Genomic DNA, 17,750 nt, shown 5'->3' with positions numbered 1-17,750 from the left:
GGCTCAGTCCTCGTCGGCCTCGACCCCCGGACCAGGGCCCGGACGCACCGGAGCGTCGGGGGCGATGTCGATCCGGGTGTTGCCGTCGTGCTCGCTGACCTCGATGCGCGGGGCGGCATCGGCCTCGGTGGCGTCCGGCGCGGCGGTGAGCTGATCGTGTCGCTTCTCGGCGCTCGTCATCTCATCGGCGTTGTTCTCAGGCGTGCTCATGGTTCTCCTTCGGGTCGGTTGCGGTGTCAGGTTTCGGGCCGGTCCCGAGCGGTGCGCCACCGGTGCGCTTCCGGTTCCAGCGGGTGAGCAGGTACAGGACACCGCCGACGGCGAGCAGGATCGCACCGAAGAGCCAGACGACCGGGCGCTGCTGGGTGAGCAGCAGGATGCACGAGGCGATGCCGAGCACGGGGACGAACGTCCAGACCCGGAAGTGATCGTGCTCGACGTGATCGCGCCGGAGGACCAGCACCGAGATGTTCACGCTGAGGAAGACGACCAGGAGCAGCAGGACCACGGTCTCGGCGAGCGTGGCCAGATCGCCGACGAGGGTCAGCCCCATCGCGACGAGCGTGGTGGTGAGGATCGCGACCCACGGCGTCTTCCGCTTCGGCAGCACGCGGCCGAGCACCGGCGGCAGCAGGCCCTGCTCGGCCATGCCGTAGGTCAGGCGGCTGACCATGATCATGGTCAGCAGGGCGCCGTTCGCGACGGCGACGAGGGCGATGAGGCTGAACAGCCAGGAGGGGATGCTGACGCCGGTGGCTTCGACCACGGCGAGCAGCGGGCCGCTGGACTCCTGCAGCTCGGCGGGCGGGAGGGCGATCGAGCTCGCGAGGCCGACGAGGACGTAGACGGCGCCGGCGGTGATGAGTGCTCCGAACAGGGCACGCGGGTAGGTGCGCCGCGGATCCTTCACCTCCTCGATCATGTTGGCGGAGGTCTCGAAGCCGACGAACGAGTAGTACGCGATGACGGCTCCGGAGAGCACGGCCATGGCGACGCTCGTGCCCTCGGGCGCCTGGGTCACGCGTGACACGTCACCGCCTCCGCCGCCGAGGAAGATCGCGACCACGGCGATGACGATCACGAGTCCACTGAGCTCGATCGCCGTCATCACGAGGTTGGCCCCCAGGGATTCGCGGATGCCGCGGGCGTTCAGCAGGCCGACCAGGGCGAGGAAGGCGATGGCCACCGGGATGGTCGGCAGGTCGAGGAAGGTGCCCAGGTAGTCGCCCGCGAACGCGATGGCGAGTCCTGCCGCGCTGGTCACGCCCGCCGCGAGCATGCTGAAGCCCACGAGGAACGAGACGAGCGGGCTGTGGAACGCGCGCTCGGCGAAGACCGCGGCCCCGCCGGCGCGAGGGTACTTGGTGACCAGCTCGGCGTAGGAGCCGGCGGTGAGCATGGCGAGCAGCAGCGCGAGGAGCAGCGGCGCCCACAGCATGCCGCCCACCTTCTCGGAGAGCACGCCCATCAGCGCGTAGATGCCCGCACCGAGCACATCTCCGAGGATGAAGGCGAACAGCAGCGGGCCGGTGATCGCTCGTCTCAGCCGCGTGGGGGCCTCGGCGCCGGAGGCAGTCTCGGTGGTCATCCTCGCACGCTACGGGGAAGGGGGGAGCGCGGGCCACGGGGTTGACATCACCGGCGTGATTCCGGCATCCGGACGCTGTGGATGTCGCCGCGATCGGGGCACGCACCTGAGTTCAGGGAATTCACAGCAATACCGCGCGGCTTCCCGATATTCCGGTGCGCGCAGCGATAGCGTCGGTGCCGCACGAGGGGTGCGTCGGCCAGGGTGCGCGGGCAAACGGGTGACTTCCCCTCTCCTGAATTCCCAAGCAAAGGGCTCTCTCATGACTGGTACGGCACGCAAGGCGCTCGCAGAAGCGGTCGCCACCTTCCTCTTCGTTCTCGCGATCATCGCGGCGGTGAACAGCGACAGTCCGCTGACGCCACTCGCGATCGGCTTCACCCTGATGGTGCTCGTGTTCTCCACGGGTCACATCTCGGGCGCCCACCTCAACCCGGCCGTCTCGGTCGGTGTGTTCCTGCGCGGCGGCCTCAGCGTCGCCGACTTCATCGCCTACCTCATCGCACAGTTCGTCGGTGGCGCGGTGGCCGCACTCGTCAGCATGTCGGTCTGGCCGGCCGGTGAAGAGGCCATGGTCATCGAGGTCGGCCCGGCGTTCCTCGTCGAGGCGCTGTTCACGCTGATCCTCGTGTGGGTCGTGCTCAACACGGCCACGTCGAAGGACACCGCGGGCAACTCGTTCTACGGTCTCGCGATCGGTGCGACCGTGTTCGTCGGTGCGGCCACGGTCGGCTCGATCTCGGGCGGCGGTTTCAACCCGGCCGTCGCGCTCGGCCTCTCGGTCAGCGGTCACTTCGCGTGGAGCTCGCTGTGGCTCTACATCGCCGCCCCGGTCGTGGGCGCCGTGATCGCCGCGATCCTGTTCCGCGTGCTCAACACGGACGACGCCAAGAAGATCGCCGTCGCGGAGTAACTCCCGTTGCTCGGTCGAAGCGCCGCATCCTCTTCGGAGGGTGCGGCGCTTCTTACGTGTGTGGGACCTGTGGGAGCCTGGAACCGATGGACACCACCCCGGCGCCGCGGCGCACACTCCTGGTCGGATTCGGCAAGCTCGGCGCGCGCCTCGCACCCCGACTTCTCAACGACGGCGCTGAGGTCTTCGCTCTGCGGCGGAGTGACGGGGAGCTGCCCGCCGGCGTGGTCGGCATCCGCGGTGATCTCGCGCAGCCGCTCACGGCCCCGCTGCCCGCGGTCGATGCGGTCGTGATCACACTGCCGCCGGGCGCCGCGGAACACTCCTATCGCACGGCACTCGGACACCTTCGGGATGCCCTGCCGGCGCTGCCCGCCCGCACCGTGTTCGTGTCGTCGACCGGTATCTTCGAGGGGAGTGCCTTCAAGGCCGACCGTCCTCTCACCGAGCAGGACGAGCCCGCGGCCGAGACCGAGCGCTCGCGGGGGCTCCGTGACGGCGAGCGGGCGGCGGCCGAACTGTTCGACGCCGTGGTCGTGCGACCGGCGGGGATCTACGGTCCCGGTCGCGAGTTCCTGCTGCGCAAGGTCCGCGAGGGCGCGGCGGTCGACCACTCCCGGCTCACGAACCGCATCCACGAGACCGACCTCGTGCGCACGCTCGACCTGCTGCTGCGTACCGACGACCCGCCGCGGCTGGTGCACGCGGTCGACGAACGACCGGCACCTCTCGGCGACGTCGTCCGCTTCCTCGCCGGGGAGCTGGGCGTCGCTGTTCCACCCGACGAGGCATCCGACGGCCCGCGCGGGTTCGTGTACGACGGGTCGCTGCTCCACTCGCTGCTCGGGCGTCTCGACTACCCCACCTACGAAGAGGGGTACGCCGAGATGATCGCCGGATCCGCCTCGCACCCGCTGCTCGGCCCGTAGCCTGGACGCATGACGAGCACCCGCACGAGCGCCCGCACCGCCCTCGAAGTCGCCGACTGGCGCCGACGGGTCTTCGCCCTGTACGACGCCGTGCGTCTCGCCGACTCGCCTGAAGACGCTCACGAGCTGTGGCGGATGGAGCGCGACGAGCTGATGCTCCACCACCCCGCGACGCCGCTGCTGCCCGAGGACCGGCCGCTGTTCGAGGGTCTGCCCCTCGCGTCCTACGATCCGGACTGGCGCTTCGAGCTGCCGATCCTGCCCGCCGACCCCGGAGGCTTCGACTTCGCGACGGGGACCGACGGTGTCGTACCGTTCGAGCGCATCGGCCGGGTCGAGATCCCCGATGCCGGATCGCTCGACGTCTGGCGACTCACCACCTACGGCGGCGGCCTGTTCATCCCGGTGCGCGACGCGCTCGCCGGGCGCGAGGGCGGAACGTACGGCGGCGGTCGCTACCTGATCGACACGATCAAGGGCGCCGACCTGGGATCGGATGCCGCAGGCGGCACGATCGTGCTCGACTTCAACTTCGCCTACAACCCGTCCTGCGCGTACGACCCGGCCTGGGCGTGCCCGCTCGCGCAGCCGGGCAACGTGCTCGACGTTCCGGTCCCCGTCGGGGAGATGTACTGAGAGCTCTCAGCCGACGATCTCGATCGCGGTCGAAGTCTCCTCGTCGTCACAGGCGCCCCCGACCCACAGCCGGATCCGCCCCGGTTCCACCCTCCGGATTCCGTCGACGCCCGTGAACGCGAGGCGCCCCGTGGGAACCGTGAATTCCACGCGCTGCTCCGCGCCCGCTTCCAGCGAGACCCGCTGGAACCCGATCAGCTGCGCGACCGGGCGGGCCACGCTCGCGACCTCGTCGTGCGCATACAGCTGCACGACGTCGGTGCCCGCGCGGGAGCCGGAGTTACGGACGAGCACAGACACTCGGAACTCCGCGCCCGCACCGACCGTCGCGTCGGCCGTCAGCTGCTCGTGTGCGAAGGTCGTGTAGCCGAGTCCGAATCCGAACGGTCGTGCCGGTGAGGGGTCGACGCTCGACACGTCCGTGCGTCCACCGAGCGCGGGATGCAGGTACGAATAGGGCTGCACGCCCGCGGACCGCGGCAGCGACACCGGGAGCCGTCCCGACGGGGCGACGGCCCCGCTCAACACCGCCGCGACGGCCGGGCCCCCTTCTTCGCCGGGGAAGAACGCCTGCAGCACGGCCGCCGGGAGCGAGCGCTTCTCGGTGGCGGCAGTGCCGGACGGAGCAGGCGAGTTCACCGACCCCAGGCCGGCGGTCAGTCCGGCGCCCGACTCCCGATGCGGCAGTGCCCAGTCCAGGGCATACGGGCGACCGGTGAGCGCGACGACGACCACCGGGGTGCCGGTCGCGACGACGGCCTCGACCAGGGCGCGCTGCACGCCGGGGAGTTCCAGCGAGTCGACGTCGTTGCCTTCGCCGACCGTGCCGCGTCCGAACAGGCCAGCGCGGTCGCCGACCACGACGATCGCCACGTCGGCCTCGCCAGCGGCGGCGACCGCGGCCGGGAATCCACTGCGGTCCTCGCCCTCGACCTCGCCGCCGACGACATGGGTGATCGTGGCTGCGGGGAGCTCGGCACGGAGTCCGTCGAGCACGCTCGGCAGGGCAATTCCGGCGGGCACCTCGGGGTGATGCGCCAGCACGTGGTTCACGAACGAGTAGCAGCCCATGAGCGCCTCCGCGCTGTCGGCGTTCGGTCCGATGACCGCGATCCGTGGCGCACCGGAGGCATCCAGCGGCAGTACGCCGTCGTTGCTCAGCAGCACGATCGACTCCTCCGCGAGTCGGCGGGCGAGTGCGCGGTGCTCGGGGGAATCCAGGACGATCGCGTCGGGCGCGACCGTGAAGTCGGCATCCAGCAGTCCCAGCTCCTCCTTCTGCGTCAGGACGCGTCCGACCGCCCGGTCCAGGATGCTCTGCTCCAGCGACCCGTCGCGCACCTGCGTGGCGAGGGTCGTGTACGCGTCGGGGGAGGGCAGCTCCACGTCGATCCCCGCGGTGATCGCCAGCGCGGCGGCCTGTGCCGAGTCGGCCGCGACGTGATGCATGCTCTGCAGGAAGTCCACGGCGAAGTAGTCCGACACGACCACCCCGTCGAAGCCCCAGCGTCCGCGCAGCACCTCGTCGAGGTAGTACGGATCGGCGGCCACCGGCACCCCGTCGATGTCGGTGTACGAGTTCATGACGCTGCGCACCCCGCCCTCGCGCACGGCCATCTCGAACGGCGGGAGCAGCACGTCCTCGATCTCGCGCCTCCCGGCGTGCACCGGCGCATGGTTGCGGCCGGCGGTCGACGCCGAGTATCCGACGAAGTGCTTGAGCGTGGCGTGCACTCCCTCAGACTGCATGCCGCGGACGTACGCGGTGCCGACGGTTCCCACGAGCAGCGGATCCTCCGCGATGCACTCGTCCACCCGGCCCCAGCGCGGATCGCGGACGACGTCGAGCACGGGAGCGAGTCCCTGGTGGATGCCGAGCGCCCGCATGGACGAACCGATCGCCCGCCCCACCTGCTCGACCAGCTCGGGATCGAAGGATGCGCCCCACGCCAGCGGGGTCGGGAAGGTGGCCGCCTGCCAGGCAGCCAGGCCGGTCAGGCACTCCTCATGCACGAGGGCCGGGATGCCCAGTCGGGTCTCGCGCTGCAGCCGTGCCTGCTCGCCCCAGAGCCACTGCGCGCGCTCGATCGGGTCGACCGGGCGCGTGCCGTACACGCGCGTCAGGTGGCCGATGCCGTGCGCCGTCGCATCCTCGTACCGGGTGGAGGTCTTCTTCTCGCCGGCCATCGGGGCGACGAGTTCGTCTCCCTGATCCACCCAGAAGCCGACGAGCTGCGCCTGCTTCTCCTCGAGCGTCATCTGCTCGAGGAGGCCCTCGACGCGCGGGGAGAATCGGGGGCGGGATGTGGGAGCGAGCACGTGCGTCTCTTTCTGTGGGGTCTGCGTCGACATCGTCAGCCCTTGACCGCGCCGGTCAGTCCGCCGACGATGCGGCGCTCGAAGAGGCTGAAGAAGATCAGGGCGGGGATCATCGACAGCGAGGTGAAGGCGAGGACCTTCGCGGTGTCGACCGAATACTGCGAGGCGAACGACTGCACGCCGAGCGGGAGGGTGAACGCCGCCGCATCGTTGAGCACGAACAGCGGGAGGAGGTATCCGTTCCAGCTGCCGATGAACGCGAGGATGCCGGTGGTGATCACACCAGGGATCGAGAGCGGCAGCACCATGCGCCAGAAGAAGCCGATCCGGCTGCATCCGTCGATGAACGCCGCCTCCTGGATCTCGTCGGGGATGGCGCGCAGGAACGGGACCAGGATGATGATCGTCGTCGGCAGGGCGAAGGCGATCTGCGGCAGGATGACCCCGCCGAGCGAGTTCATCAGCCCGAGGCTGCGCACCACGATGTACAGCGGGGTGATCGCGACCGTCAGCGGGAACATGAGCCCCGCGGCGAAGAACGCGTAGAGCACTCCGCGGCCGGCGAACCGGTAGCGCGCGAGCACGTACGCGGCCATCAGTCCGAGCGCGACGACGCCGATCGTGGTGGCGAGGGCGACGATGGTGGAGTTGAGCACCTGCCGCCAGAACACGCCACCGGTGATGACGTCGAAGTAGTTGGAGAACACCCACGGCTGCGGCATCCCCGACGGGTCGGTCGTGATCTGCGCGTTCGTGCGGAATCCGCCGATGATGATGTACGCGATCGGGGCGAGCATGAGCCCGACGACGATCAGCGCGACGAAGTAGACGGTCGGGTTGGCCCAGGGCGGCCGCGGGCGCGGAGCGCGTCCGGGGCGCCCGGCGCGTCCGGGTCGCTGGGTGACGAGTACCGAGGTGGCGGTCATCGCGTCGTCCTCTTCTTCCGTGCAGGGGCGCCGGTGAGGGCGCCGTCCGTGTCGCGACGCAGCACCGCGCGCTGGTAGATCAGCGCCACGACGAGCGAGATCAGGAACAGGACGACCGCGACCGCGTTGCCGTACCCGAAGTTGCCGGCGTTGCGCCCCTCGGAGACCATGTAGGTCGCCATGGTCGAGGTGCCGGCGGTGGAGGCGATGTACTGCCCCCAGATGATGTAGACCAGGTCGAACAGCTGCAGCGAGCCGATGATCGAAAGGAACGCCCAGATGCGCAGGGTCGGCGCGAGCAGCGGCAGCGTGATGCGCCACTGGATCTGCCAGTACGAGGCGCCGTCGATCGAGGCCGCCTCGTGCAGCTCCTCCGGAATGCCCTGGAGCCCCGCGAGGAACAGGATCACCGCGAACCCGACGTACTTCCAGGTGATGATCACCATCAGCGTCCAGATCGCGATGTCCGGGTTCGAGAGCCAGTCGTTCGCGAGGAACCCGAGGCCCATCTTCTCCAGCAGGTCGTTGAACGCGCCGCTGGTCTGCAGCATCAGGCTCCAGCCCGTGCCCACCACGACCTCGGAGATCACGTAGGGGATGAAGATCAGCACGCGGATCAGCGACTGGCCGCGCATCCGCCGGTTGAGCAGGAGCGCGAGGAGGATCGCCGCCGGTCCCTGCAGGATGAGCGAGAACACGAGGATGAACCCGTTGTGGGCCAGTGCATCGTGGAACAGCGGATCCTGCAGGATCGTCAGATAGTTCTTCAGCCCGACGAAGTCGGTGGGCGGACCGTAGCCCTGCCAGCTGAAGAATCCGTAATAACCCGCCATCAGCACCGGGAAGATGACGAAGGCGAGGAACACCAGGAGGGCGGGCCCGGCCAGAAGGATCACTTCCAGCCGGGCGGCCGCCTTATGCCTTGGCTGCGGCATCCTGGACGGCCTTGACGATGTCCTCCGGGGTTCCTTGACCGGCGAGCATGTTGACCACGGCGACGTTGAGCGCGTTGCCCACGTTCTGTCCGTAGACCGTGTCGAGCCACTGCGTCGCGTACGGCGCCGCGTTGTAGGCCGCGAGGATGTCCTTGAGATACTGCTCGGTCACTGCCTCCTGCGCCACCGTGTTCACCGGCGGGGCGTTGAACGCCTTGTAGTAGGCGGTCTGCACGTCGGACGTGCCGAGGTAGTTGAGGAAGTCGACGCAGGCGTCGGGCGCATCCACCGAGCACGAGTATCCGTCGACGCCGCCCATCATGGACCCTGCCTCACCGTCGCCGCCCTCGACCTCGGGGAACGGGAACCACGACAGGTCGGGCAGCGGCTTCTGGTCGGGCGTGAGCGATCCGATGACGCCGGGGTTCCACGCGCCCATGAGCTCCATGCCGGCCTGGTGGTTGGCGATGAGACCGGCCGAGCTGCCCGCGCCCTGCTGGGCGGTGGTGGTGAGGAAGCCGGAGTTGAACGGCTCGGTGGCCGCGAACGCCTGCAGGTCTTCGCCCGCGCGCACCCAGCAGTCGTCGTCGAAGTTCATCTCGTCGGCGGCCTTGGCGAGCGTCTCGGCACTGCATTCGCGCAGCGCCAGCCAGTAGTACCAGTGGGCTGCGGGCCAGGCATCCTTCGCGCCGAGGGCGACCGGGTCGATGCCGGCGGCCTTGAGCTTCTCGGTGGCGGCCTCGAGCTCGTCCATCGTGGTGGGGTTCTCGGTGATGCCGGCCTCGTCGAACAGGTCCCGGCTGTAGAAGAGTCCGCCGGGGAGCACGGCCACCGGCATCGCATAGATCTTGTCGTCCAGGCTGCTGGCCGAGTAGGCGGCGTCGGAGATCTCCTCCGCAGCACCACCGCTGATCGAGTCGGTCAGGTCCTTGAGTTGGCCGGCCTTGACCATCGCCGCCATCTTGCCGCCGCCGCGCTGCAGGAAGATGTCGGGAGCATCGCCGGAGTTGAGCGCGGTCTGGAGCTTGCCGTCGAGGTCTTCGTTCTGGATCGACTGGATCTCGATCGTGACCCCGGGGTTCTCCTTCTCGAAGTCGGCGACGGTCTGCTCCCAGAACTCGACGCCGGGTCCGGTGGTGGAGTTGTGCCAGAGCGTCATGGCGGCGTCGCCGCCGCCTCCGCCGTCGGGGGTGCTGGCCGTGCACCCGCTGAGTGCGAGAGCTCCGACGGCGGCTATCGCGGCCGCGGAGATCAAGGAACGCCGTGTGCTGTTCATGTGATGGTTCTCCTCATCGAGAGTTGCGCCGCGTCTCTGCAGGCGCCGCGGCATCAGGGGGTGTGACCGCGTCGCGTTGCAGTCTGCTGTCGTTCGTGAGGACCGTCAAACGTTTTCGAAAACAGTTTCCATCCGGGCGGCTTCCCCGGATACGCTGGGCGACCATGAGCGGGAGAACCACGATCCACGACGTCGCGAAGGCCGCCGGCGTCTCGGTGTCGACCGTGTCGAAGGCGGTGAACGGACGCTACGGGATAGCGGATGCGACGGTCCGGCGCGTGCTCGATGTGGTGCAGGAACTGGGCTACGAATCGAGCCTGGTGGCGAGCAGCATGCGGGCTAGACGCACGGGCGTGATCGGGGTGCTCCTGGCCGACTTCGAGCCGTTCAGCGCCGAGATCCTCAAGGGCGTCGGCGCGGCCGTGCACGACACCGCCTTCGACCTGCTGGCGTACAGCGGTTCGCGGCACGGACAGGGCGAAGGGTGGGAGCGGCGGTCACTCAGCCGGCTCTCCGGCACCCTCATCGACGCCGCGATCATGGTCACCCCCACGGTCGTCGGAGCGTCGACCGAGATCCCCGTCGTCGCGATCGACCCGCACACCGGCCGCGCCGACCTGCCGACCGTCGAGTCGGACAGCTTCGGCGGCGCGCTGACGGCGACCCGGCACCTGCTCGACCTCGGGCACCGCCGCATCAGCTTCCTGGGCGGGCGCCCCGATCTGCGATCCGCGGGTCTGCGCGATGCCGGGTATCGACGCGCGCTGAGCGACGCCGGCATCCCGGTCGATCCCGATCTGATCCGCTCCGGTCGCTACGAGCTCGAGGCCACGAGGGATTCGGCGCGGATCCTGCTGGCCGGGCCTTCGCGGCCCACGGCCGTGTTCGCCGCGAACGACCTCTCGGCCATCGCCGTGATCGAGGTCGCGCACGAGCTCGGGCTCCGGGTGCCGGAAGACCTCTCGGTGGTGGGGTTCGACGACGTGCCGGAGGCCTCCCGCCGCGCCCTGCCTCTCACCACGATCCAGCAGCCGATGCGACGCCTGGGGTCGGTGGCGGCCGAGATGGTCTTCGCCCTCCTCGCCGGGCAGCCCGTCGAGGAGATGCACGTCACGCTACCCACCAGACTGGTCGTGCGGGCGACCACCGCCGCGATCGGAAACGAGTAAGAGAAGACCCGTCAGCGAAGACGAGTACGAGAAGGGGTACGGACACATGACCACTGCGAGAACAGCTGTCGCACTGGCCCTGCACGAGGCCGCCGAAGCCAATGGATTCAGCGGGGTGATCCGCGTCGACCGTCCCGGCGAAGAACCGTTCGCCCGCGGGTACGGGCTCGCGGACCGCGCCCACGGCCTGCCGATGGCGGCGGAGAGCCGGTGCGGCGTCGCCAGCATCGCGAAGGGTTTCACCGCGGTCACGATCGGAGCGCTCGTCGATGACGGGACGCTCGCGCTCGACGACCTGGTGAGGCCCTTCCTCGGCGACGATCTCCCGCTCGTCGACGACGCCGTCACGGTCGAGCACCTGCTGTCCCACACGTCGGGCATCGGCGACTACATCGACGAGTCGAGCGGTTCGATCACCGACTACGTGATCGACCGCCCCCTGCATGAGCTCGACAACACCGAGGCGTTCGTGCCGGTACTCGACGGCCGGCCGCAGGTGAGCGCGCCGGGCTCGCGATTCGCCTACTGCAACAGCGGTTTCGTGCTGCTGGCGCTGGTGGCGGAGCGCGCGTCGAAGACGCCGTTCCACGAGCTCGTCCAGGAGCGCGTCTTCGCTCCCGCCGGGATGGCGTCGAGCGGATATCCCCGCACCGACGACATGCCGGGGGATCTCGCTCTCGGGTACCTGGGCGACACCGACGACCGCACGAACGTGCTCCACCTGCCGGTGCGCGGGAGCGGAGACGGCGGCGCGGCCACGACGGCCGCCGATCTGCACGCGTTCTGGACGGCGCTGTTCGATCACCGGATCGTGAGCGCGCAGATGCTGGCCGTGCTCACCGAACCGCTGAACGAGGTCGAGGACGAGAACATGCGCTACGCGCGGGGCTTCTGGCGCGGATGGGAATCGGGCACCGTGATCCTCGAGGGGTACGACGCCGGAGTCTCGGCGCGCACCTGGCACGACCCCGAATCGAGCGTGACGGGGACCGTCATCGCGAACGCCTCGGACGGCGCCTGGCCGGTCCTGGAGGCCGTCGACTGGCCCTGAGAGTGGTTGCCCTGAGCGCCGAGCCCGCCGGACGTCTCAGGCCCGAGCGGCGTCGAGCTCGATCACCGACCACGACAGTGGCGGCAGCGTCGCACGCACGGCGCCGTCGACGACCTCGGCGGCCCCGAGCGGCACCATGTGCACGCTGTCGGGCGTGGTCTCGAGGTTCGAGGTGTGACGGTCGCCGCCCTCCGGGATGGTCAGGGTCTCGGCGGTGACCACGCGCAGATCGCCGAGTCCGTGCAGGTCGATCGTCAGATCGCTCGACTCGTCGAGTGAGCGGTTCGCGACGAACACGACCACCCGTCCGGTCGCCTCGTCCCAGGTCGCCGCCGCGTCGACAGCGTCGACCCCGCCGTAGCGCTTCGTCTCGATCTGCGGAGCCGACACCGCGAGGCGCAGGATGCGGCCCTTCGCGAGCCGAGCCATCCGCTCGAACGGCCAGAAGCTCGTCTGCCGCCAGGCCGGACCGTTCTCCTCCGAGCGGATCGGGGCGATCACGTTCACGAGCTGCGCCTGGTTGGCGATCTTCACGCGGTCACCGTGCCGCAGCAGGCTGTTGAGCAGGGTGCCGACCACGACGGCATCCGTCACCGAGTACGTGTCCTCGATGAGTCGCGGATGCTGACGCCATCCGGCCTTCTCGATCTCCTTCGCCTCGACGTCGTTGTACTTCACCTGGTCCCACACGTTCCACTCGTCGAACGAGATGTCGATCTGCTTCGTGTGCTTGCCGGACGCTTTGACCGCGTCGATCGTGGCGATGACACCCTCGATGAACGCGTCCATGTCGACGGACTCGGCGAGGAACGACTCGGCGTCGCCGTCGTGCTCCTGGTAGTACGCGTGCATCGAGACGAAGTCGACCTCGTCGTAGGCGTGGGTGAGAACCGTGTGCTCCCAGGTGCCGAACGTCGGCATCGTCCGCCCCGACGAGCCGACCGCGACGAGCTCGATCGACGGGTCGACCAGACGCATCGCCTTGGCGGACTCCTGGGCGAGCCGCCCGTACTCGGTCGCGGTCTTGCCGCCGATCTGCCAGGGGCCGTCCAGCTCGTTGCCCAGGCACCACAGCTTGATGTCGAAGGGCTGCTCCGCACCGTTCTTGCGGCGCAGATCCGACCAGTACGTGCCGCCGGGGTGGTTCGCGTACTCGACGAGCGCGCGCGCCTCCTCGACGCCGCGGGTGCCGAGGTTGACGGCCTCCATCACCTCGACATCCGCCTCCTTCGCCCAGTCCATGAACTCGTGCAGGCCGAAGGCGTTCGTCTCGATCGTGTGCCAGGCGCCGTCGATGCGCACCGGCCGGTCCTCGACCGGGCCGACGCCGTCTTCCCAGCGGTAGCCCGAGACGAAGTTGCCGCCGGGGTAGCGGACCACGGTGGGTCCCATCTCCTTCACGAGCGCCAGCACGTCCTGCCGGAAACCGCGCTCGTCGGCCTGCGGGTGCCCCGGCTCGTAGATGCCGGTGTAGACGCAGCGCCCCATGTGCTCGACGAACGAGCCGAAGAGCCTCCGGGGGACGTCGGCGATCGTGAAGTCGCGGTCGATGGTGATGCGGGCCTGAGACATTGCTCTCCTAGATTTCTGGCTCTCGAGCCGGGTGGGGGACTACTGACCGCCGAAGCCGCTCGTCGCGACTCCCTTGACGATCTGCTTCTGGAAGATCATGAACACGATGATGAGCGGCAGCGCCGCGAGCACCGCCTGCGCCATGACCTGGGCGTACTGCACGCCGTAGGCGCTGATCACGGTCTGGAGTCCGACCGGCAGCGTCATCAGCGTCGTGTCGTTGATCACGAGGAACGGCCAGAGGAAGTTGTTCCATGCGCTGATGAACACGAAGATCGCGACCGAGGCCATGATCGGACGGGAGAGCGGCAGCACGATCGACCAGAAGATCCGGAACCGGCCGGCGCCGTCGACGCGCGCCGCGTCTTCCAGCTCGATCGGGATGGCGTCGAAGAACCGCTTGAGGATGAACACCATCGCGGGGGCCACGACCTGCGGCAGGATCAGACCCCAGTAGGTGTCGACCATGTTGAACGCGAGCATCTCGTAGAACAGGGGGATGATCAGCACCTGCGGCGGCACGACGATCGAGGCGATGATCACCACGAACAGCCACTTGCGGCCGGTGAAGTCCAGGCGCGAGAAGGCGTAGGCCGCGAGTGCCGAGATCGCCAGGGTGATCACGGTGATCGCCACGGAGGTGAGCAGGCTGTTCAGCGCCCAGGTGTAGACGTTGCCCTGCGAGAGGATCGCGGTGAACGCCTCGATGGTGGGTCCGCTCGCGCCGATCCAGCCGGGGTCGCCGGATGCGGCATCCGTCTCGGTTTTGAACGCGGTCGCGACCGCCCAGAGGAACGGCAGCAGCCAGCCGATGGCGAGCAGCAGCAGCACGACGAACGCGGTGATGCGGAGCGGCCCGAACGGCTTCTGGCCGGGCAGGTGCGAGCGCCGGGGGCGACGCGACGACGCCGTCGTGATCGTCTCGGTTGCGGTGGGGGCGAGGGGGGATGCGGTGGCGGTGGACATCAGAACTGCTCCTTCCGGCGGCGCGTGATCAGGGCCTGCGCGACGCCGAGGATGACGATGAGAGCGAAGAAGACGTAGGAGATGGCGGCCGAGTAGCCGAACCGGTAACTGACGAAGCCGGCCTCGTAGATGTACTGCACGATCGAGCGCGTGGTGTCGCTCGCGACCCCGCCGAGCATCTGGTACGCCTGGTCGAACAGCTTGAGCGAGGCGAGGATCTGCAGGATCAGGATGAGCACCGTCGCCGGTCCCAGCTGCGGGAGCGTGATCGACCAGAACTGGCGCCAGGCGCCGGCGCCGTCGAGGGACGCGGCCTCGTACTGCTGCGGCGGGATGTTCTGCATCGCCGCGAGGTAGAGCAGGAAGTTGAAGCCGACCGTCCACCAGACGGTGGCGATCACGATCGACAGCATGTTGGTCTCGGGGTTCTGCAGCCACGCGAGCGGCTCGAGCCCGAAGAACTCCAGGATGTTGTTGGCCGCGCCGACCTGGGGGTTGAAGATCCAGACCCAGATCTGCGAGATCACGGTGGAGGCGAGCAGGAACGGCATGAAGAACGACAGGCGCCAGAGCCACTGGCCGGGGATGCCGCGGTCGACGAGGGCCGCCATCGCGAGGGCGATCACGACGAGGGGCACCGTGGAGAGCAGCGTGAACCAGACGGTGTTGCCCATCGACTGCCACATCTTCGGGTCGACGAACGCCTCGGCGTAGTTGGCGAATCCGATGAACGAGCCGCCGGCCCCGGTGAGGGACTGGTCGGTGAAGCTGAGGATGAATCCGTGGATGATCGGCCAGACCAGGAACAGGGCGAAGGCCACGAGGAACGGTGCGAGGAAGACCCAGCTGATGAGCTGCTCGCGGTTGCGGGAGCCGGCGCGGCGTCCGCGCGGGGTGGTGCGGGACCCGGTGACGATCGTGCGGGTGGAGTCGGTGGCGGAGGTCATGATCCGAACGTCCCTTCGGGGTCTGCCGGGTTCGGCTGTCGGAGCAGGGTGTTCACCCGTGCCTCGAAGCGGTCGATCGCGGCCGCCGGGTCGTCGCCCGAGAGCAGCACGTTCTGCACGGCCGCACCGAACTCGGCCTGGAAGTTGGAGCCCGACCCGGTGAACCATGCGGTCGGGTCGTACACGACGTGCTGTGCCGCCTCGGCGTAGTTCGCCTGGGGGATGAGGTCGGCGTACTCGGGGGATTCGGTCACGGGGAGGAACGCGGGGATGTGGCCGGCCTCGGCCCAGCCGAAGGAGTTCTTCAGCATGTCGGCGACGAACTCGTAGGTGAGATCGCGCCGCACGGGGTCGGCACTGGACTGGTGCGGGAGGACGAAGGAGTGCGAGTCGGCGTAGACAGCCGGGGTGCCGTAGAGCGTCGGGATCATGGTGGCGTCGAACGGGATGCCGGCGGCCTGCATGGTGCGCAGCTCCCAGACTCCGGTGAAGAGCATGCCGCTCTTGCCGGTGGCGAACTCGGCGATGGCGCTGCCGTAGTCGTTCTGGGCGGCCGCGATCTCGCCGTCGAGCAAGGTCTGCATGAGCGTGAGCGATTCGACCGCGACGTCTTTGTCGATCACGGCCGGCCCGCCGGCGGGCAGCTCCATGGCGCCGCCGTGCTGCGAGTAGAAGGTGTAGAACAGGCGCCACATCTGCGCGCCGTCGCCGAGGTAGCCGTACGAGAGGGCGTGTCCGGATGCGGTGCCGCTCACGGTGCGCAGCTGCTCGAGGAACTCCTCGGGCGAGCTCGTCTCCTGCAGCTTTCCGTCGGAGTCGAGGACCCCGGCGGCATCGCACACGTCGGTGTTGAACATCATCACGAAGGGGTGCGCGTCGAGCGCGACGCTGTACATGTCGTCGCCCACGAAGCCCTTCTCCCAGATCGGCTTCGGGAAGGTCGAGCTGTCGACGCCGAGCTCGGCGAGACGGTCGAGGTCCCAGGTGTCGAGCAGTCCGCCGGGCGCCCAGCCGACCGTGCGCGTCGCGTGCATGATGGCGACGTCGGGGGCGCGGCCGCCGGCGCCCGCCATCGCGAGCTTCGTGTAATACGGGGTGCCCCAGGCGAGCACGGTCGGGCGGATGCGGAACGCGGACTGCGCGCCGTTGACCTGATCTAGCAGTGACGACATCGTCACGCCGTCGCCGCCGGAGAGCAGGTGCCAGAACTGCAGCGTCTGCGGGCCGGAGCCGGGGGTCGTGCCGGGCGCGCAACCGGCGAGCAGTGCCGTGCCGGCGGCGAGCGAGGCGGCGGTGAGGAACTGCCTGCGGGACAGATCGAGTGGGGGTGTCATCGTCACTCCTTCGTGACTGTGCGGGGGACGCCTCATCATTACATCGATGTAATCGACGGCGCAAGCATCAGATCGAGACCCAGGAGTGGCGGATGTCAGGGGCGGTAACCGCGCGGGCGCCCCTGCGTGCTCGCGCGCTCCAGCAGGTGATGCGAGAGGGTGAGGGCGCGCGGGGGAGCGGCCCGGTCGTCCATGCGCGATTCGAGCAGACCGAGCGCCGCGATCGCGAACGCCCGCCGATCGAACGCCACCGAGGTCAGGGCCGGGGAGGTGTACCGCGAGAACTCGACGTCGTCGAAGCCGGTCACGATCACGTCGTCGGGCACGCGGATGCCGTTGTCGTGCAGCGTGTGCAGCGCCCCGAGCGCGAGCGAATCCGTGAACGCGACGATCGCGTCGAAGGACACGCGACGGTCGAGCAGCATGCGCACGGCCTCCGCCCCACCGCCCATCGACCACGGGAGGCGGTTGATCTCGAGAGCGGGATCCCGGGGGATGCCCGCTTCGCGCAGCGCATCGTGCACCCCCTCGAGGCGCAGGCGGCTGGTGGCGGTGGCGATCGCCGGATCGTCGTCGGCGCCGACCACCGCGACACGGGTCGCGCCGCGGGAGAGCACGTGACGCGTGGCATCGGCCGCGGCCTGCCTGCTGTCGATGCGCACGTGGTCGGCGCGGTTCTGCTCGACCTCGCCGATCACCACCAGCGGCGGCAGGCGGTCGGCGTACTTCAGCACGCTGTCCTCGAGGCGGATCGGGTTCAGGATGAGGCCGTCGACCAGGTGCGCGCGTGCGCGGGACACCAGCTCCTTCTCGCGCTCGGGCTCGGATGCCGTCTCCTCGATCTGCACGGCGAGACCTCGCTCATGGGCGGCCTCGACGATGCGGTGCACGAGCTCGGCCGAGAATGCGGTGGCGAGGTCGGGGAGGGCGACGGCGATGATCCCGGAGCGTCCCTTGCGCAGCCCCCTGGCGCTGAGGTTGGGCACGAAGTCGAGCTGCGCCATCGCCGACTCGACCTTGGCCCGTGTGCTGTCGTTGACGGGAACCGTGCCGGTGACCACGTTCGAGACGGTCTTCGTCGACACCCCGGCGAGGGCCGCGACGTCCTTCATCGTGGCGCGGGGCGGCGGCTGCGCTGTCATCCGGTCAGCCTAGCGTCGAGGCCGGGAGCGGGCCCAGTACATCGATG

At 69.1% G+C, this 17,750-nt stretch carries 16 protein-coding genes; 5 read left to right on the top strand and 11 right to left on the bottom strand.

Translation table 11 applies throughout. From position 1 onward, the window contains the following. Positions 1-3: 3 nt before the first annotated feature. Together CQ034_RS15100 and CQ034_RS15095 are read right to left on the bottom strand one after the other, a co-directional pair. Positions 4-210 carry a multidrug transporter gene (locus tag CQ034_RS15100; protein WP_105711687.1) on the bottom strand — a complete coding sequence of 69 codons (207 nt, stop codon included), beginning with the start codon at positions 208-210 and terminating at the stop codon, positions 4-6. Continuing rightward, positions 197-1,588: an APC family permease gene (locus CQ034_RS15095; RefSeq protein ID WP_258134229.1), complete on the bottom strand. Its 1,392-nt coding sequence runs from the start codon at positions 1,586-1,588 to the stop codon at positions 197-199. The genes CQ034_RS15100 and CQ034_RS15095 overlap by 14 nt, the downstream gene beginning before the upstream one ends. Before the next feature lie 262 nt (positions 1,589-1,850). On the opposite strand from CQ034_RS15095, the gene CQ034_RS15090 reads away from it, so the two are divergent. The 3 genes from CQ034_RS15090 (at position 1,851) to CQ034_RS15080 (ending at position 4,066) form a co-directional block, all read left to right on the top strand. Further along, positions 1,851-2,501, top strand: a complete 651-nt coding sequence (locus tag CQ034_RS15090; RefSeq protein ID WP_105711686.1) for an MIP/aquaporin family protein — start codon at positions 1,851-1,853, stop codon at positions 2,499-2,501. 86 nt (positions 2,502-2,587) lie between these two features. Beyond that, entirely contained in the window at positions 2,588-3,430 is an 843-nt protein-coding gene (locus CQ034_RS15085; protein ID WP_105711685.1) for a hypothetical protein, read from the top strand. A gap of 9 nt (positions 3,431-3,439) precedes the next feature. Then, complete coding sequence (locus CQ034_RS15080; protein WP_029264400.1) at positions 3,440-4,066, top strand: DUF1684 domain-containing protein; 627 nt, start codon at positions 3,440-3,442, stop codon at positions 4,064-4,066. Positions 4,067-4,072: 6 nt separating this feature from the next. On the opposite strand, the gene CQ034_RS15075 is transcribed toward CQ034_RS15080, so the two are convergent. The 4 genes from CQ034_RS15075 to CQ034_RS15060 form a co-directional block, all read right to left on the bottom strand. Continuing rightward, on the bottom strand, positions 4,073-6,325 hold the full coding sequence (locus tag CQ034_RS15075; RefSeq protein ID WP_181156340.1) for a beta-glucosidase: 2,253 nt from the start codon (positions 6,323-6,325) through the stop codon (positions 4,073-4,075). 95 nt (positions 6,326-6,420) lie between these two features. Further along, positions 6,421-7,311, bottom strand: coding sequence for a carbohydrate ABC transporter permease (locus tag CQ034_RS15070; protein WP_029264402.1), 891 nt, complete (start codon positions 7,309-7,311; stop codon positions 6,421-6,423). Further along, positions 7,308-8,246, bottom strand: a complete 939-nt coding sequence (locus CQ034_RS15065; RefSeq protein ID WP_051662406.1) for a carbohydrate ABC transporter permease — start codon at positions 8,244-8,246, stop codon at positions 7,308-7,310. The genes CQ034_RS15070 and CQ034_RS15065 overlap by 4 nt, the downstream gene beginning before the upstream one ends. Then, the gene (locus tag CQ034_RS15060; RefSeq protein WP_105711683.1) at positions 8,227-9,522 is read right to left on the bottom strand and encodes an extracellular solute-binding protein; all 1,296 of its coding nucleotides are present in this window, start codon (positions 9,520-9,522) and stop codon (positions 8,227-8,229) included. The genes CQ034_RS15065 and CQ034_RS15060 overlap by 20 nt, the downstream gene beginning before the upstream one ends. A 164-nt stretch (positions 9,523-9,686) precedes the next feature. Between CQ034_RS15060 and CQ034_RS15055 the strand changes: the two genes are divergently transcribed. Beyond that, positions 9,687-10,691, top strand: coding sequence for a LacI family DNA-binding transcriptional regulator (locus CQ034_RS15055; protein WP_105711682.1), 1,005 nt, complete (start codon positions 9,687-9,689; stop codon positions 10,689-10,691). A gap of 46 nt (positions 10,692-10,737) precedes the next feature. Beyond that, positions 10,738-11,742: a serine hydrolase gene (locus CQ034_RS15050; RefSeq protein WP_105711681.1), complete on the top strand. Its 1,005-nt coding sequence runs from the start codon at positions 10,738-10,740 to the stop codon at positions 11,740-11,742. Positions 11,743-11,778: 36 nt separating this feature from the next. Here CQ034_RS15050 and CQ034_RS15045 read toward each other — a convergent pair whose 3' ends face one another. From CQ034_RS15045 to CQ034_RS15025, 5 genes are all read right to left on the bottom strand, one after another. Then, positions 11,779-13,314 (bottom strand): alpha-N-arabinofuranosidase, encoded by a 1,536-nt coding sequence (locus CQ034_RS15045; protein ID WP_105711680.1) that lies wholly within the window; start codon positions 13,312-13,314, stop codon positions 11,779-11,781. Between the two features lie 39 nt (positions 13,315-13,353). After that, positions 13,354-14,280 carry a carbohydrate ABC transporter permease gene (locus CQ034_RS15040; protein WP_105711679.1) on the bottom strand — a complete coding sequence of 309 codons (927 nt, stop codon included), beginning with the start codon at positions 14,278-14,280 and terminating at the stop codon, positions 13,354-13,356. Next, on the bottom strand, positions 14,280-15,227 hold the full coding sequence (locus CQ034_RS15035; RefSeq protein WP_029264409.1) for a carbohydrate ABC transporter permease: 948 nt from the start codon (positions 15,225-15,227) through the stop codon (positions 14,280-14,282). Before CQ034_RS15035 ends, CQ034_RS15040 begins: the two co-directional genes overlap by 1 nt. Next, on the bottom strand, positions 15,224-16,561 hold the full coding sequence (locus CQ034_RS15030; protein WP_105711678.1) for a substrate-binding domain-containing protein: 1,338 nt from the start codon (positions 16,559-16,561) through the stop codon (positions 15,224-15,226). Before CQ034_RS15030 ends, CQ034_RS15035 begins: the two co-directional genes overlap by 4 nt. Before the next feature lie 95 nt (positions 16,562-16,656). Continuing rightward, positions 16,657-17,703 (bottom strand): LacI family DNA-binding transcriptional regulator, encoded by a 1,047-nt coding sequence (locus CQ034_RS15025; RefSeq protein ID WP_105711677.1) that lies wholly within the window; start codon positions 17,701-17,703, stop codon positions 16,657-16,659. Positions 17,704-17,750: the final 47 nt, after the last annotated feature.

The organism is Microbacterium sp. MYb45 (genome assembly GCF_002979655.1).
GTDB lineage: Bacteria > Actinomycetota > Actinomycetes > Actinomycetales > Microbacteriaceae > Microbacterium.
The sequence above is the reverse complement of the archived record's forward strand: the minus strand, read 5'-3'. Positions and strand labels throughout refer to the sequence as shown.

Coding starts and splice junctions, on each gene's coding strand:
- CQ034_RS15100 (WP_105711687.1), bottom strand. CDS start 210: ATGAGCACGCCTGAGAACAACGCCGATGAGATGACGAGCGCCGAGAAG.
- CQ034_RS15095 (WP_258134229.1), bottom strand. CDS start 1,588: ATGACCACCGAGACTGCCTCCGGCGCCGAGGCCCCCACGCGGCTGAGA.
- CQ034_RS15090 (WP_105711686.1), top strand. CDS start 1,851: ATGACTGGTACGGCACGCAAGGCGCTCGCAGAAGCGGTCGCCACCTTC.
- CQ034_RS15085 (WP_105711685.1), top strand. CDS start 2,588: ATGGACACCACCCCGGCGCCGCGGCGCACACTCCTGGTCGGATTCGGC.
- CQ034_RS15080 (WP_029264400.1), top strand. CDS start 3,440: ATGACGAGCACCCGCACGAGCGCCCGCACCGCCCTCGAAGTCGCCGAC.
- CQ034_RS15075 (WP_181156340.1), bottom strand. CDS start 6,325: ATGACGCTCGAGGAGAAGCAGGCGCAGCTCGTCGGCTTCTGGGTGGAT.
- CQ034_RS15070 (WP_029264402.1), bottom strand. CDS start 7,311: ATGACCGCCACCTCGGTACTCGTCACCCAGCGACCCGGACGCGCCGGG.
- CQ034_RS15065 (WP_051662406.1), bottom strand. CDS start 8,246: ATGCCGCAGCCAAGGCATAAGGCGGCCGCCCGGCTGGAAGTGATCCTT.
- CQ034_RS15060 (WP_105711683.1), bottom strand. CDS start 9,522: ATGAACAGCACACGGCGTTCCTTGATCTCCGCGGCCGCGATAGCCGCC.
- CQ034_RS15055 (WP_105711682.1), top strand. CDS start 9,687: ATGAGCGGGAGAACCACGATCCACGACGTCGCGAAGGCCGCCGGCGTC.
- CQ034_RS15050 (WP_105711681.1), top strand. CDS start 10,738: ATGACCACTGCGAGAACAGCTGTCGCACTGGCCCTGCACGAGGCCGCC.
- CQ034_RS15045 (WP_105711680.1), bottom strand. CDS start 13,314: ATGTCTCAGGCCCGCATCACCATCGACCGCGACTTCACGATCGCCGAC.
- CQ034_RS15040 (WP_105711679.1), bottom strand. CDS start 14,280: ATGTCCACCGCCACCGCATCCCCCCTCGCCCCCACCGCAACCGAGACG.
- CQ034_RS15035 (WP_029264409.1), bottom strand. CDS start 15,227: ATGACCTCCGCCACCGACTCCACCCGCACGATCGTCACCGGGTCCCGC.
- CQ034_RS15030 (WP_105711678.1), bottom strand. CDS start 16,561: ATGACACCCCCACTCGATCTGTCCCGCAGGCAGTTCCTCACCGCCGCC.
- CQ034_RS15025 (WP_105711677.1), bottom strand. CDS start 17,703: ATGACAGCGCAGCCGCCGCCCCGCGCCACGATGAAGGACGTCGCGGCC.